Annotated in this window: 16 protein-coding genes; 9 read left to right on the plus strand and 7 right to left on the minus strand. The window is 68.7% G+C overall.

The features are described from left to right. Nucleotides 1-222, plus strand: coding sequence for a hypothetical protein (locus tag KF689_13255; protein MBX3134343.1), 222 nt, complete (start codon nt 1-3; stop codon nt 220-222). Beyond that, a complete protein-coding gene (locus tag KF689_13260) occupies nt 222-1202 on the plus strand; it encodes an HD domain-containing protein (protein ID MBX3134344.1) in 981 nt (326 codons plus the stop codon). Before KF689_13255 ends, KF689_13260 begins: the two co-directional genes overlap by 1 nt. Here the strand turns inward: KF689_13260 and KF689_13265 are convergent. Then, complete coding sequence (locus KF689_13265; protein MBX3134345.1) at nt 1140-2417, minus strand: PepSY domain-containing protein; 1278 nt, start codon at nt 2415-2417, stop codon at nt 1140-1142. The genes KF689_13260 and KF689_13265 overlap by 63 nt on opposite strands. 122 nt (nt 2418-2539) lie before the next feature. Here KF689_13265 and KF689_13270 point away from each other — a divergent pair, with 122 nt between their 5' ends. The 7 genes from KF689_13270 to KF689_13300 all read left to right on the plus strand — a co-directional run bounded on the left by KF689_13270 (nt 2540) and on the right by KF689_13300 (nt 7393). Beyond that, nucleotides 2540-4066, plus strand: coding sequence for a fumarate hydratase (locus KF689_13270; protein MBX3134346.1), 1527 nt, complete (start codon nt 2540-2542; stop codon nt 4064-4066). Between the two features lie 11 nt (nt 4067-4077). After that, complete coding sequence (locus tag KF689_13275; protein MBX3134347.1) at nt 4078-4878, plus strand: TPM domain-containing protein; 801 nt, start codon at nt 4078-4080, stop codon at nt 4876-4878. An 8-nt stretch (nt 4879-4886) separates the two neighbouring features. Next, on the plus strand, nt 4887-5609 hold the full coding sequence (locus KF689_13280; GenBank protein ID MBX3134348.1) for a hypothetical protein: 723 nt from the start codon (nt 4887-4889) through the stop codon (nt 5607-5609). 53 nt (nt 5610-5662) lie between these two features. Continuing rightward, entirely contained in the window at nt 5663-6217 is a 555-nt protein-coding gene (locus KF689_13285; GenBank protein ID MBX3134349.1) for a LemA family protein, read from the plus strand. Further along, nucleotides 6217-6690: a nuclear transport factor 2 family protein gene (locus tag KF689_13290; protein ID MBX3134350.1), complete on the plus strand. Its 474-nt coding sequence runs from the start codon at nt 6217-6219 to the stop codon at nt 6688-6690. Before KF689_13285 ends, KF689_13290 begins: the two co-directional genes overlap by 1 nt. Before the next feature lie 251 nt (nt 6691-6941). Next, nucleotides 6942-7151 (plus strand): hypothetical protein, encoded by a 210-nt coding sequence (locus KF689_13295; GenBank protein MBX3134351.1) that lies wholly within the window; start codon nt 6942-6944, stop codon nt 7149-7151. A 35-nt stretch (nt 7152-7186) separates the two neighbouring features. Then, nucleotides 7187-7393: a cold shock domain-containing protein gene (locus tag KF689_13300; protein MBX3134352.1), complete on the plus strand. Its 207-nt coding sequence runs from the start codon at nt 7187-7189 to the stop codon at nt 7391-7393. Nucleotides 7394-7464: 71 nt separating this feature from the next. On the opposite strand, the gene KF689_13305 is transcribed toward KF689_13300, so the two are convergent. The 6 genes from KF689_13305 to KF689_13330 form a co-directional block, all read right to left on the minus strand. Further along, nucleotides 7465-7791, minus strand: a complete 327-nt coding sequence (locus KF689_13305) for a hypothetical protein (GenBank protein MBX3134353.1) — start codon at nt 7789-7791, stop codon at nt 7465-7467. Between the two features lie 93 nt (nt 7792-7884). Further along, nucleotides 7885-8493 carry a hypothetical protein gene (locus KF689_13310; GenBank protein MBX3134354.1) on the minus strand — a complete coding sequence of 203 codons (609 nt, stop codon included), beginning with the start codon at nt 8491-8493 and terminating at the stop codon, nt 7885-7887. 54 nt (nt 8494-8547) lie between these two features. Beyond that, entirely contained in the window at nt 8548-8826 is a 279-nt protein-coding gene (locus KF689_13315; protein MBX3134355.1) for an oxidative damage protection protein, read from the minus strand. 38 nt (nt 8827-8864) lie between these two features. After that, on the minus strand, nt 8865-9767 hold the full coding sequence (locus tag KF689_13320; protein ID MBX3134356.1) for an alpha/beta fold hydrolase: 903 nt from the start codon (nt 9765-9767) through the stop codon (nt 8865-8867). Nucleotides 9768-9772: 5 nt separating this feature from the next. Then, nucleotides 9773-10912, minus strand: a complete 1140-nt coding sequence (gene moeB, locus KF689_13325) for a molybdopterin-synthase adenylyltransferase MoeB (protein MBX3134357.1) — start codon at nt 10910-10912, stop codon at nt 9773-9775. Nucleotides 10913-11012: 100 nt separating this feature from the next. Then, entirely contained in the window at nt 11013-13130 is a 2118-nt protein-coding gene (locus tag KF689_13330; protein MBX3134358.1) for a M20/M25/M40 family metallo-hydrolase, read from the minus strand. Between the last annotated feature and the right edge of the window lie 12 nt (nt 13131-13142).

A 13142-nucleotide genomic window follows, 5' to 3' on the forward strand; every position in this document is an offset into this window, starting at 1 on the left:
GTGCCCAAACTGACGCGCGAGAAGGCGGAGAAGATCGCCAAGGCCCACGCCTGCTCGCATTGCAAGGAATACACGTACCGTCGGCTGACCGTGAAGCCGGCGACGAAGGCCATTGTCGATGAGCTCGGCGCCGTCTGGGTCGCGAACAAGATCTGCGGCGTCTGCGAGTACAAGGAAGAGATCGGCATCGCCGAAGACGGCGACATCGTCTACACGAGCTGATGGCACCGCTCGAGATTCCCAAGCTCGCCGTCGGCGACCGCGTGCAGCACGAGCTGCTCGTGCGGGAACGCGACGACAAGGTCACGAAGGCCGGCGATCCCTTCCTCGTCCTCAAGCTTGGCAACGCCAGCGGCGTCCTCTCCGCGAACGTGTGGAAGGAGATGGTCCCGCAGGTCGCGGCCGTCAAACCGGGCCACGTCGTCCAGGTCATCGGCGTCATCGAGGAGTACGCCGGGCGCCGCCAGCTCAAGCTCACGGCACCGCCGCGCGTCGTCCCCACCGGCAGCGCAGACATCGAGCAGTTCCTCCCGCGCATCCGCGTGCCCGAGCAGGAGCTCTGGGCCAAGGTGGATGCCTGGCGCGCCGAGATGCGCGGCGCATTGCGGAAGGCCGTCGACCTCTTCTTCGCCGACGAAGCCTTCCGCGCCGACTTCGCGCGCACGCCGGGCGCCACGCGCGGCCACCACGCCGTCGTCGGCGGGCTCCTCCTGCACTCCTGCGAAGTCGCCGAGATCGCCCGCGCCTCGGCGCGCACGATGGGCGGCGACGTCACGCTCGTCACCGCGGGCGCGCTGCTGCACGACATCGGCAAGACGCAGGCGTATCGCGTCGATCTCGCTGGCTTCGACTACACCCGCGCCGGGATGCTGCTGCAGCACATCGTCCTCGGCTCGCTGATGCTCGACGAGCGCCTCGCGACGCTGGCCGCGCACGAGCGGCTCTCCGACGAGCAGCGCCTGGAACTGCATCACTTTATCCAGTCGCATCACGGCTTCCTGGAGTTCGGCGCCGCCGTGCGTCCGATGACGCTCGAAGCCGAGATCCTGCACTTCGCCGACAACACCTCGGCCAAGGGCAACGACTTCACCGAGGCGGTCGAGGACACCGAGCTCTTCCCCGGCGCCGACCTCGAGTTCTCAGCGAAGCGAAGCTGGCGCCTCGAGCGTCGCGTCTGGAAGCGTCGCCACCGCTGGGACTGAGCGACGGCGGCGCACGCGCCACCAACTGGCCAGCCGCCGCCACGCCAATGCAAATCCCGTCCACACCAAGAGCACGCCCACGGCGCTGGCAATCGTCGCCAGGATCTGTCCGGGGATCCCGAACACTTCACCGGTGTGGCCGAAGCGCACCCAGGCGCGAATCTTCCGCGCCGCGCTGAGGTCAGCGTATCCGGCGGCGGAGACGACTCCCGCCGAGGCGCGATCGAGCTCAAGCGTCCAGCGCTGGTCCGGCCGGTAGGTATTGCCCTCGGCCACCGCGACGCGCATCGCCGCCTTTGGGGAGTCCGGCAACGTGAGGGTCAGCTGCGCCCACTTGGGATGCGCGGCCTTCGCACTCGTCGCGTACGACTGCAACGTCGCGTCATCGTCGCGGAGCGCCGGCGGACGCGGTGCTTCGGGCTCTTGCGTTGCGGGCGCAGCGGCGGTAGCCGTTGAGGTAGGCGTGGGGCCGGGAGTGGGCGCCTGCAGCGCCGCGCGCGCGGCCGCCTTCTCCTGTGCGCTGCCCAGCGCGAGATCGAGGTACTGCCCCGGCCAGCGGAACGAGATGAACGCTGCCGTCGCGACAATCAACGCGAGCGGCACCGCAAACCAGAACCCGAGCGCGTTGTGCCAGTTGAAGTCGCGCACCTTGCCGGCGCGATGCCACTGTGGCACCGCCGTCGCCCGCAGCCGCGCCGGCGTCCAGCGCGCAGGCCACCACAGGTACAGCCCGGAGAGCACGAGCGCGAGGAACACCAAGTTCGCAACGCCGTTCACGACCTTCATCTGCGCGCGCAGCTCGGCGCCTTGCGCACCGATCCAGCGATGCCAGCGCCGAAGCGCCGAGAAGAACGCCTGCCCTGAGCCGTCGCCGCTGGCCTGGAGCACCTCGCCGCGGAACGGATCCACCAACATCGGCGCCGCATCGCGCTCGCGCAGACGCAACGTGGTCGGCTGCGTCGCGTCGGCTTTGACGACGATGCTCGCCACCACCTCGCGCTCAACTCCGACGCGCAGCAATAAGGAATCGAGCGGCAGGCGGTCCATCGCGGCGGGCGCGACCCGCGGCGCCCCGTCGATCCACGCAATCATTTGCCGTTCGAAGCCGAGCATCACGCCGGTGACGCTCATCAAGAGAATGAGTAGCCCGGCCGAGAGTCCGATGCCCAGATGAATCCAGAAGAAGACCGAGCGAATGGTGCGGCGCAGCGACATTTCCAGCGAATTCCGTGGTTGAGAATGATTCTCAAATGAAGGTCTCGCAGTCTATTTCAATTCCGATGTTTTCGCTAGGGTATCCGGAAACCCCAGTCGCCGCGACGTTTAGATTCCTTCTTATGACCACCACGATTCGGCAGGACGACTTCATCCAGTCCATCGCGGACGCGCTCCAGCACATCTCCTACTACCACCCGCTGGACTACATCCGCGCGCTCGCCGATGCCTACGAGCTCGAGCAGTCGCCGGCCGCAAAGGACGCAATCGCGCAGATCCTCACCAATTCGCGGATGTGCGCCGAGGGCCATCGCCCGATCTGCCAGGACACCGGCATCGTCGTGGTCTTCCTCAAGATCGGAATGGACGTCCGCTGGGACGCCAAGCTCTCCATCCAGGAAATGGTCAACGAAGGCGTGCGCCGCGCCTATCTCCACCCCGACAACACCCTGCGCGCCAGCATCGTCGCCGACCCGGCCTTCACGCGGAAGAACACCCGCGACAACACGCCGGCCGTCGTCCACTATGAACTGGTTCCCGGACATCACGTCGAGGTGAAGCTCGCCGCCAAGGGCGGCGGCTCGGAGAACAAGTCCAAGTTCGCGATGCTCAACCCGAGTGACTCCATCGTGGACTGGGTAATGAAGACCGTCCCGACGATGGGCGCCGGCTGGTGCCCGCCGGGAATGCTCGGCATCGGCATCGGAGGCTCCGCCGAAAAGTCGATGCTGATGGCGAAGGAGTCGCTGATGGAGCCCATCGATATGGCCCAACTCAAGCAGCGCGGCCCGCAGAACAAGATCGAGGAACTGCGCATCGAACTCTGCGACAAGATCAACGCGCTCGGCATCGGTGCGCAGGGGCTCGGCGGACTTTCCACCGTCCTCGACGTGAAGGTCTTCGACTTCCCGACGCACGCCGCCTCAAAGCCCATCGCGATGATCCCCAACTGCGCCGCTACTCGGCACGCGCACTTCCATCTCGATGGCTCGGGCGTGGCACAGCTGCCCGTGCCCTCGCTCGCTGATTGGCCGAACGTCACGTGGATGCCCGACGTCAACGCCAAGCGTGTGGACCTCGACTCGCTCACGCCGGAAATCGTCGCCTCGTGGAAGGCCGGCGATCGCCTCCTGCTCAACGGCAAGCTGCTCACCGGGCGCGACGCGGCGCACAAGCGCATCGCCGACATCTTCGCCAAGGGTGAGTCACTGCCCGCTGGCGTCGACTTCACCAACCGCGTCATCTATTACGTGGGTCCGGTCGATCCCGTGCGCGACGAAGCCGTGGGCCCCGCGGGGCCCACCACCGCCACGCGGATGGACAAGTTCACCGAGATGATGCTCGAGAAGACCGGCCTTATCGCGATGATCGGCAAGGCCGAGCGCGGGCCCACAGGGCTCGAGGCCATCCGCAAGCACAAGGCGGCGTACCTGATGGCCGTCGGCGGCGCGGCCTACCTCGTGTCCAAGGCCATCCGCTCGTCGCGCGTCGTCGCCTTCGAGGACCTCGGGATGGAAGCCATCTATGAGTTCGAAGTCGAGGAGATGCCGGTGACCGTCGCTGTGGACGCCACCGGGAGCAACGTGCACGAGACGGGCCCGCGGGAATGGGCGGAGAAGATTCGCAACCTTCCCGTGCTTCAGGCGTAATAGATGCCGTGATGAAGACGCTGCTCGCAGCTTGCTGCCTCCTGCCCGCCGCGGTCGGCGCGCAGGAGGCGCTTTTTCCCGCGCGGCCCACGGGCCTCGTGAGCGACTTCGCCAACGTCATCCCGGCGGACGCCGAGGCGCGGATGACGCAGTTGATCGAGACCGTCCGTGCGGGCTCGCGCGGCGAGATTGCCGTCGTCACGCTGCGCGACATCGGCGGCCGCGAAGCCGGTGACGTCGCGCTGCAGATCGGGCGCGCCTGGGGCGTGGGGGCGCGTGCGGACATCGGCGACCGCGCACGAAACGCCGGCGTCGTCGTCCTGCTCGTACCCAAAGAGACGGCCAGCGATGGCAGCGGGCAGATCTTCATTGCCGTCGGCCAGGGCGCCGAGGGCTTCCTCACGGATGGGATGGCCGGCGAGATCCGCCGTGAGGCGACGCCGCTGTTGGCGCAGGGACGCTACGGCGACGGTCTGACGCTGATCACCGCACGTGTCGCCGAACGCTACGCCGCCGAGTTCGGCTTCGCGCTGGACTCGGCGTTGGTACCACCTCGGCGACAGGGCAAGCCGCAGATTCCGCCCATCGTCGTGCTCATCGCGTTCATCATCCTGATGTCGCTGCTCTCTGGCGGCGGGCGGGGCGGGCGCGGGGGCCGACGGCGGCGCGGTGTGGTCGTCCTGCCTTTCCCGATCGGCGGCGGCTTCGGCGGTGGATTCGGCGGCGGCGGTGGATTCGGCGGTGGCGGTGGCTTCGGCGGCTTTGGCGGTGGCGGTGGATTTTCCGGCGGTGGCGCCGGGGGACGGTTCTAATGGCAGCGATGACGCTCGAGACATTCAGCACCGAACTCGCCGAGTCCTTCGGCAACGACTGCAGCGCCGTCGTGCTCTACGGATCGGCGGCCGTCCGCGACACGCCTGAACCGGGCGCGGACTTCGACCTCCTCATCATCGTGCGCCGGCTCCAACCGGACGCGCTGCGCCGCTGCGCCAGTACCGTGCAGCGCTGGCAGGCCGAGGGGCATCGCGCCCCACTCATCCTCACCGAGGCCGAGTGGCGGTCCAGCCGCGACGTGTTCGCGATGGAGCACGCCGACATCCTTGCGCGGCATCGCGTGCTCATCGGCGCCCTGCCGGCCCTCGCAAGCGTGCGCGCCGACGACCTCCGCCGCCAGTTGGAATACGAGGCGATGGGCGCGTTGGTGCACCTGCGTCGCGGCGTGCTGGCTGTCGGCAGCGATCCGCTCCGCACGCTCGAGCTGCTCGCGCGCGTGAAGGGAACGGTGCTCGCCCTCTTGCGCACGCTGCTGCGCGTCCACGGCCTGACCGTGCCTGACGATGCTGCGAGCGTCATCACGCAGGCGGCATCCCGCGTTGGGTTCGACCCGGCGGGCCTGCTCGCAGCCCTCGCGCACACGCGCGGCGAGCGTTCCATCCCGCCCAACCGCGCCGGTGAGACGCTCGACGCCGTCCACATCAGCCTGAAGCAGCTCGTCGCGCACGTCGATGCGATGGTCCATCCCGACACCCCCGCCATCGACTGACACCGCCGGCCTCGCCTTTCGTATTGCCAGCGGACCCTCACCCGGAGTCGTAGATGAAGGCCAAGTGGTTGCTCCCCGTCCTTACCCTGTTTCTCACGGCCTGCGGCTACAACACCATCCAGACGATGGATGAGTCGGCCGCCGCCGCACGGCAGCAGATCGAGGTCCAACTCCAGCGCCGCGCCGACCTCGTGCCGAACCTGGTCGAGACCGTCAAGGGCTACGCCGCGCAGGAAGAGCGCATCTTCACCGAAGTCGCGCAGGCCCGCTCGGCGCTCATCGGCGCCCGCGGCAGCGGCGACATCGGCGAGATGGCCAACGCCAACCAGCAGCTCACGGGTGCGCTGGGCCGCCTGCTCGCCATCTCCGAGAACTACCCGCAGCTCAAGAGCGATCAGAACTTCCTCCGGCTGCAAGACGAGCTCACCGGGACCGAGAACCGAATCGCCGTGGCGCGCACCGACTACAACAACGCCGTGCGCGACTACAACGCCTACATCCGGCGCTTTCCGGCCGTCCTGACCGCGAAGGTCACGGGGGCCAAGTCGCGGGAGTACTTCGAAGTCACCAACGCCGAGTCGCGTGACGTCCCGCGGGTGTCGTTCTGATGCGCCGCGCCCTCTCCACTGCCGCAGCGCTGTTGCTGGCTGGCGTCCTCTCGGCGCCAGCCGCGCAGGCCCAGTCAGCTGAGCAGGACGCCGTCTACGCCGTCGTGACCGGACTGTTCGACGGAATGCGCACGCGCGACACCGCGTCGATGCGCGCCGCGTTCGTGTCCGGCGCGACGTTGCAGTCGGTGTCGGCAAACGGCATTCGTGTCGACGCCATCGATGCCTGGATCGGCTCCGTCGGCTCGGCGCCAGCCGGCCTCGTGCTCGACGAGCGGCTCGCCAACCCCGTCGTCCAAGTGGATGGCGATCTCGCGAGCGTGTGGGTCGAGTATTGGTTCTTCGCCGGTGAACGGTTCTCGCATTGCGGCGTCGATGCCTTCGTGCTCGCCCGGCAAGGCGGCGCTTGGCGGATCATCTCGGTCGCCGACACTCGCAAGCGAGAGGGCTGTGCCCCGGCTCCGGCGCGATAGCCGGAGCCGCCGGTACGTCCCAAAAGCGGATTATTCACATTAGGACTCCCGTGTCCGGCGTTGGCACGGAAATGCCTTTGTCCTAAGGAGTTAGGTGCTGTCGGAAATTAGGACCGCTGGGTCCTTGACCGGCTTGTTACCCGCAAACGGTTGCGGCACTTGGATTTAGAGCCTGGCGCATTAGTTTTCGTTCAAAGCGAACGATAGCTCGGCCCCCCGGTCGTGCTGTCCCAGCCCCAGACGGAGACTGCATGCGGAAGCCTCGTCCCAACTCGTACAACCCCGCCCAGGCCCTCCACCTGATCGCGAGCGATCGCAACGGCGATCCGCTCAGCTGCCCATCCTGCTCCGGCTCCATCAAGCGGGAGCCCCGGATGGCACCGCCGCCGCCGCGTTCGCAAGTGACGCTGGCCTGCGTCGCCTGCGGTCGCATCGCGCGGTACATCGCCGGCGCAGCCTGATCAGCCCCTTCTTCTCCCACAGGAGTACGTCGCAGATGGCTCGCATCACCGGCACCGTGAAGTGGTTCAATGACGCGAAGGGCTTCGGATTCATCCAGCGCGAAGGCGGGCCGGATGTGTTCGTGCATTTCAGCGCCATCCAAGGCAACGGCTTCAAGTCGCTCGCAGAGGGCGACGCCGTCGAGTTCGAAGTCGTGGACGGACAGAAGGGTCCTCAGGCCGCGAACGTCACGAAAGTCTGACGTCGGCGTTGACGACGAAGCGCCCCCGACCGGACTCCCGGTCGGGGGCGCTTCCTGCATCTGCGACGGCCTCAGGCGGAGAGCGGCAGCTCCATCTGCTGGGGCCGCGGCGCGCGGCGCTGGCGCACGGCCGGTGGGAGCACCGTCCGTACGGGCTCCACGAGCTCGGGCTGATCGGCCGCCGGCAGGTCGCGCAGGAGTTCAGCCGTCTGGAAGCGCAACTGCATCGTGCGCATCGGCGCGGCCAGGGCGTCGCGCTCACCCGCGACGAATGCGGCCGCCTCGGTCCGCACCTCGTCCGGCAGGAGGCGGGCCAAGGGATGGGCAAGCAACCGCGAGGCTTCGGTGCCATCCCGCACCGTCAAAGCCGCCAGCAAGGCATCGAGGTAGCCGAGCATAGGACCTCCTTTAGCCGTTAGGTACACATTGCAACTATTACGTACCCCGAGCAACCCCCCTTGTGTCACCATCGCGTCGCGATCGCTACCGAATCAGCCCAGCAGCTCGAACCGCACGGCCCGCTGCACACCCCGGCGGCGGCGCGGCGAGAAACGAAAGAGCTGAGCCGGTCGGCCACGGCCCTCGGACCGCCAGGCCTCCGTCGGCTCCACCAGATGCGCCGAGAGCAGCGTCCGGCGGAAGCTCGCCTTATGCAGACGCCGCTCGAGCAGCAGCTCGTACACCTGCTGCAGGTCCGACAGCGTGAACTGCGGCCCGAGGAGGTGGAAGGCGATCGGCTCGCGGTCGAGGCGGTCACGCAGGTGTGCCACCGCCGCGCGGATCAGCGGCGCAGCGCCGCCCCGCCCGACAGGCAGCCACCGATGCCCCGTCGGTGCGGCGGTACCGACCGGCACCAACGCCGCGTAAGCGATCACGAGCGCGGACTCGGCGCGCATCGCCGCGACTTGCCCTTGCCAGGTCGACACGCGGCCCAGCAGGCTCCGGCGCAATCCCTCGGCTGCGGCGTCCGGTGTTTCCCTGGCACCGAGCGCACGCGTCGGCAGCGCCGCACCGCGGTCGGTAACGAGGACGGCCAGCGCGCCGTCAAGCAGGCTGCAACAGACGAGCGTCACCTGCGGCGACGCGGAGCGGGGGGGCATCCCCCCAATTAGTATCAAACTGACACTAAAGTCAACCGGCGCCCCTGCCGCCCGTCAGTGCGCGATCGTCCCTTGCTTCGAAGTGTCGACCTCGTCCTCCTGCCCTGTCTTGAACAGGAACGCTTCCATATTCCGCGTCAGGAACTGCCGCGCCTGCGGATCCATCACGTTCAGGCCGTAGTGATTGATCAGCATCGTCTGCTGTTTCAGCCAGAGCTGCCAGCAGTCGGGGCAGGTACCTTCGAGGATGCGCGCGCCGATGGCGCCGGGAAACGGGGCGCGCTCAAAGCCAGCCTTGGTGCCGCCGCAGCGCGCGCAGGTGATGTCAGCCATCAGTTCGACTCCGGACGTCGGGGATACAGGCCAGTAATCTAGTCGGCCGGGCGTGCCGAGGGACCGCGCGCCGGCCAGCGTGCGTCCAGCCACGCCGCGACGTAGTCGGCGAGCGCCGGCCAGCCATAGTCCATCGTGAGCACGTGTCCCGCCCCAGTCACCCAGTGCGCTGACTTGTCCACCGCCCCGAGTCGCGCGTAGGCGCGTCGGCTCTGGTCCTCGGGGAGGCGGTTGTCCTCGCGCGATTGACACACCAGCGTCGGCACCTTCACGAAGTCCAACCGCGGCACGGCGCTCGCCGCAATGCGCTCCAAGGCCTCGAGCGAGCGCCGCGTGGAGCACCCGTAGCTGATGCTGCGACGTTGGGCGTCCGGGTCGCGAATCGAGCGTTGCCCGCCGCCTGCGATGTACCGCGTCAGCGCCGACCACACGCGCGCCGTGCTCACCGCGACTTCCATCGGTCGCGGCACGAAGAGCATCGGGGCGAACAGCACCACGCCGTCCGCGTCCGCCTCCGCCGCCAGCCAGCACGCCAATGCGCCACCCATCGACAGGCCGCCGACCACCACCACCCCGTACCGCGCTCGCAGGGCCGCGTACTCCTCACGCACTTGCGTCCACACTTCATCCGCGCGCCAATCGTCCCAGGCTTCGAGCGAGCGTCCGTGACCGGCCAACAATGGCAGGCGCACCGTCCAGCCGGCGGCGTGCAGGCGCTGCGCGATGTCGTCCAGCGACTTCGGAGAATCGTTATAGCCGTGGATCAGCAAGATCGCGCGATGCGGATCGCCCACGTACGTGCGCGGCTCGGCGCCGATCACGATGCCGTCGGGTCCCGCCGGAAAGCGACGACGGAACTTCCGTTCTCGTCGCGCCGCGCGCCACGCGCGTTGCGCCCACGTCAGCGCTGTCAGTCCGAGGGCCCACAGCAACAGCGCCACCACGCTCAGTACCGCGGAACCTGCGGGTCTACCTCGACGCTCCACCGATCGATGCCGCCCGTCACGTTCAGCACCTGCGGATGTCCGGCGCTGCGCAGGTACTCCGCGACCATCGCACTGCGCATCCCGTGATGGCAGAGCACAGCGACGGGACGGTCGCGCGGCAGGGTCGTCTGCCGCGCCGGCACCAGCGACATCGGCACGTGCAGCGCCCCGGCCACGGCGGCGGTCGCGACCTCCCAGTCCTCCCGCACGTCGAGCAGCAGCAGGTCGCCTGACGCGACCAGCGGCGCCGCATCCGCCGGACGGATGTCGCGCGCACCGCTTGGCACGCTCTCGGCAGGCGGCGCCTCGCCGCAGAACGCGGCGTAATCGTCGAGCAACGCCTGCCGCGTGCGCGTGGCGCACCATTCGCAGTTGGGGTCGCGGTCGATGGCCACCTGCGTGAAGCGCATTCCGAGCGCGTCCACCGCCAACATCCGTCCGCTGAGCGACGTCCCGATCCCGAGGATCCACTTGATTGCCTCGGTTGCCTGCAGCGTGCCGAGCAATCCGGGCAGCACGCCGAGCACACCGCCTTCGGCGCAACTCGGGACGCTCCCCGGCGGCGGCGGTTCCGGGTGCAGGCAGCGATAGCAGGGTCCGTCTCGTGTGCCGAACACCGCCACCTGGCCCTCGAAGCGATGCACGCTCGCGTGCACGAGCGGCCGCCCCTCCAGCACACAGGCGTCATTGAGCAGGTAGCGCGTGGTGAACGTGTCGGTGCCGTCTACGACGACATCATAGTCCGCCACGATGCCGCGGACGTTCTCGCGCGTGAGCGCCAGGTGCCAGGTCTCGAGGCGCACGTCTGGATTCAACGCCTCGATCCGCGCGCGTGCCGAGTCCGTCTTGGCGCGCCCCACCGACGGCGTGTCGTGGAGGATCTGGCGCTGCAGGTTGTGCACGGCGACCGTATCGTGGTCGAGCAGGCCGAGTCGGCCGACTCCTGCGGCGGCGAGATACAGTGCGGCCGGCGATCCCAATCCCCCAAGCCCGACGACGAGCACCGAGGCGGCCTTCAGGCGCTCCTGTCCCTGCGCACCGACCAGTGGCAATGAGAGATGGCGCGCGTAGCGCTGCCGATCATCGGGCGAGAGCGACATAGGCGGAATATACGTGAGGGGGCACCGCCGCTCGGCGATGCCCCCTCACGTGCGCGGGAGTGGCCCCGGAACCACCCCCGCCGGCGTCCGCCGCGTTGCGCTAGCGCCCTCGCAACGCGCGCGTCGCGCGTTCAATCGCTCCGGTCGCGGCGTCGAAGCGCTCGACCAGGTCCTGCATCTCCGCTGCGAACAATGCCTCGCTGCCGTAGCGAATCGCTTCGTTCACGGACGGAAAAACCATCGTGCCGTAGCCGTTATCGACATCGGCGACGTATATGAGATTCCTATACCACGGCCGAGAACGCAAGCCCTCCGGCCGTGTCATCGCGCGCTCGACCTCGCGCAGCGCGGCGTTGGCGGGAATCTGACGGGCGCGCGGCACGCCCGCCGCGAGCGCGGAATCGCGCGTCGCATTGAACGATTGCGCCGCGCGTTCCATCCGGTCGATCGCCGCCGCCAGCGGCGCCGAGGAGCCGCGCCAGCCGCGCTGCTGCAGCGCACGGTCGACCGGCGCGAGGTACCGACGCATCGTGCGCGCGAACTCCGCGTAGTCGTAGGGCAGCACGTCGGCGTTCGCGAGCCGCATCATCATCACTGCGCCGATGCGCGCCGCCGCCGCGTGATAGCGATAGCCCGGATCCCCGAAGCGCTCCATAAACGTGTAGGAGTCGTAGTTCGAGTGATAGATGCCGTTGCCGCCGCCGAAGCCCCAGTCGCTGTGCGGAATGCCGAGGTGGTTGTAGAAGCCGGCGAAGTCACTGCCGCCGCCCGGATCGCCCATCGCCGGCTCTTCGCCCTCGGCCGGGCGCACGCGCGCGCGCCACACGTCGTACACGCTGCCGGCGCCGCTTGGGTCCGGCACGGTCTTGGCGGCGTCACGCAGCAACCCGCGCAGACTCGGGCTACCGCCGCCGCCGAACGACGGTCCGCTCGCCGAGACGTCTTGGTTGAGGTATGCGACGGCGCCGCGCATCAGCCGCAGCGAATCGTCCTCGACGTACTCAGTGGACCCGACGAGGCCCCACTCCTCGGCGTCCCAAGTCGCGAAGACCAGCGTGCGCCGCGGGCGCCAGCCCGCACGCATCTGCGCCGCCACCGCGCGCGCCGCCTCCACCACGCTCACCGTGCCCGAGACGTTGTCCACGGCGCCGGGGCTCCACGCGTCGCGGTGCGCCCCGATGATCACCAGCTCGTCGGGGAAGTCGGTGCCGCGGATGATGCCGTAGGTGTTCCAGATCGGCTTGATAGCGGCCGTCGCCGAATCGCTGAACACGCGCACCCGCGCCACCACCGGCCCCGGCCCGACGTGGTAGCGGAACGGCAAGCCGCCTTGCCAACTCGCGGGGATGTCGCGGCCGCGCACGTCGCGCAGCAACTCGATGGCGTTGCCATACGACAGCGGCAGCACCGGGATGCGCGGCACCGGCATCGAGTCCAGCGGAATGCGGCGGGCGCCCGGCTTGGACGGGTAGCCCGGCGTCGACGGATCGCCGGCCCCGTTCATCACGCTGCCGCGCTGCACACCGCGCTCGTTGCGGTACGGGCCCTCGGGATACACGTCGCCGCGCACGTAGCCATCGTCCTGCGGGTCGGAGTACATCAGCAGCGCCAGCGCGCCGCGTTTCTCGGCTTCGCGCGCCTTGATGCCGCGGAAGCTGCGGCCGTAGCGTGCGATGACGATCTTGCCGCGCACGCTCACGCCGATCGAGTCCAGTTGTGCGTAGTCCTCGATCAATCCGTAGTTGACGTACACCACTTCGCCGGTGACGTCGCCGGTCCCGCTGTAGCCGTTGACCGTCGGGTACTCGTCGTGCTGCATCGTGGTCGGATCTTCCGGCACGCGGCCCTCGCGCAGGTCGAGTTCCTTGGGCTCGGGCCGGATGCGCCACACGCCATAGTCCACGGTGTGCGGCAACCACACGTGATACTCGCCGATCTCCGTCTCCAACCCGGCCTCGCGCATCGCCGCGATGACGAGGTCGCGCGTGCGCGCCTGAGCCGGCGTCCCGGCAATGTGCGGACGGTCGGCCAGCGCGCGCGCCAAGGCCTGCGCCCGGGCGGTGTCCGGCCGCGCAATGGCGGCGCGCTCGGCGTTGCGCTGCGCCTCGGTGGCGGCGCGCGAGAATCCGGGAATCGGGGCCTGCGCCGAGACGACGGTCGGCAGGAGAGCGAGCGCCGCCGCGCCGATTGCGCGACGGGCCAAGGACCGAACGGACATTGTGCCTGGACT

It is taken from the genome of Gemmatimonadaceae bacterium (assembly GCA_019637355.1).
In the GTDB taxonomy this organism is placed as follows: Bacteria; Gemmatimonadota; Gemmatimonadetes; order Gemmatimonadales; family Gemmatimonadaceae; genus Pseudogemmatithrix.

What these genes read in the sequence shown, in the direction of transcription:
- KF689_13260 (MBX3134344.1), top strand. Translation starts at nt 222, where the DNA reads ATGGCACCGCTCGAGATTCCCAAGCTCGCCGTCGGCGACCGCGTGCAG.
- KF689_13265 (MBX3134345.1), bottom strand. Translation starts at nt 2,417, where the DNA reads ATGTCGCTGCGCCGCACCATTCGCTCGGTCTTCTTCTGGATTCATCTG.
- KF689_13270 (MBX3134346.1), top strand. Translation starts at nt 2,540, where the DNA reads ATGACCACCACGATTCGGCAGGACGACTTCATCCAGTCCATCGCGGAC.
- KF689_13275 (MBX3134347.1), top strand. Translation starts at nt 4,078, where the DNA reads ATGAAGACGCTGCTCGCAGCTTGCTGCCTCCTGCCCGCCGCGGTCGGC.
- KF689_13280 (MBX3134348.1), top strand. Translation starts at nt 4,887, where the DNA reads ATGACGCTCGAGACATTCAGCACCGAACTCGCCGAGTCCTTCGGCAAC.
- KF689_13285 (MBX3134349.1), top strand. Translation starts at nt 5,663, where the DNA reads ATGAAGGCCAAGTGGTTGCTCCCCGTCCTTACCCTGTTTCTCACGGCC.
- KF689_13290 (MBX3134350.1), top strand. Translation starts at nt 6,217, where the DNA reads ATGCGCCGCGCCCTCTCCACTGCCGCAGCGCTGTTGCTGGCTGGCGTC.
- KF689_13295 (MBX3134351.1), top strand. Translation starts at nt 6,942, where the DNA reads ATGCGGAAGCCTCGTCCCAACTCGTACAACCCCGCCCAGGCCCTCCAC.
- KF689_13300 (MBX3134352.1), top strand. Translation starts at nt 7,187, where the DNA reads ATGGCTCGCATCACCGGCACCGTGAAGTGGTTCAATGACGCGAAGGGC.
- KF689_13305 (MBX3134353.1), bottom strand. Translation starts at nt 7,791, where the DNA reads ATGCTCGGCTACCTCGATGCCTTGCTGGCGGCTTTGACGGTGCGGGAT.
- KF689_13310 (MBX3134354.1), bottom strand. Translation starts at nt 8,493, where the DNA reads ATGCCCCCCCGCTCCGCGTCGCCGCAGGTGACGCTCGTCTGTTGCAGC.
- KF689_13315 (MBX3134355.1), bottom strand. Translation starts at nt 8,826, where the DNA reads ATGGCTGACATCACCTGCGCGCGCTGCGGCGGCACCAAGGCTGGCTTT.
- moeB (MBX3134357.1), bottom strand. Translation starts at nt 10,912, where the DNA reads ATGTCGCTCTCGCCCGATGATCGGCAGCGCTACGCGCGCCATCTCTCA.
- KF689_13330 (MBX3134358.1), bottom strand. Translation starts at nt 13,130, where the DNA reads ATGTCCGTTCGGTCCTTGGCCCGTCGCGCAATCGGCGCGGCGGCGCTC.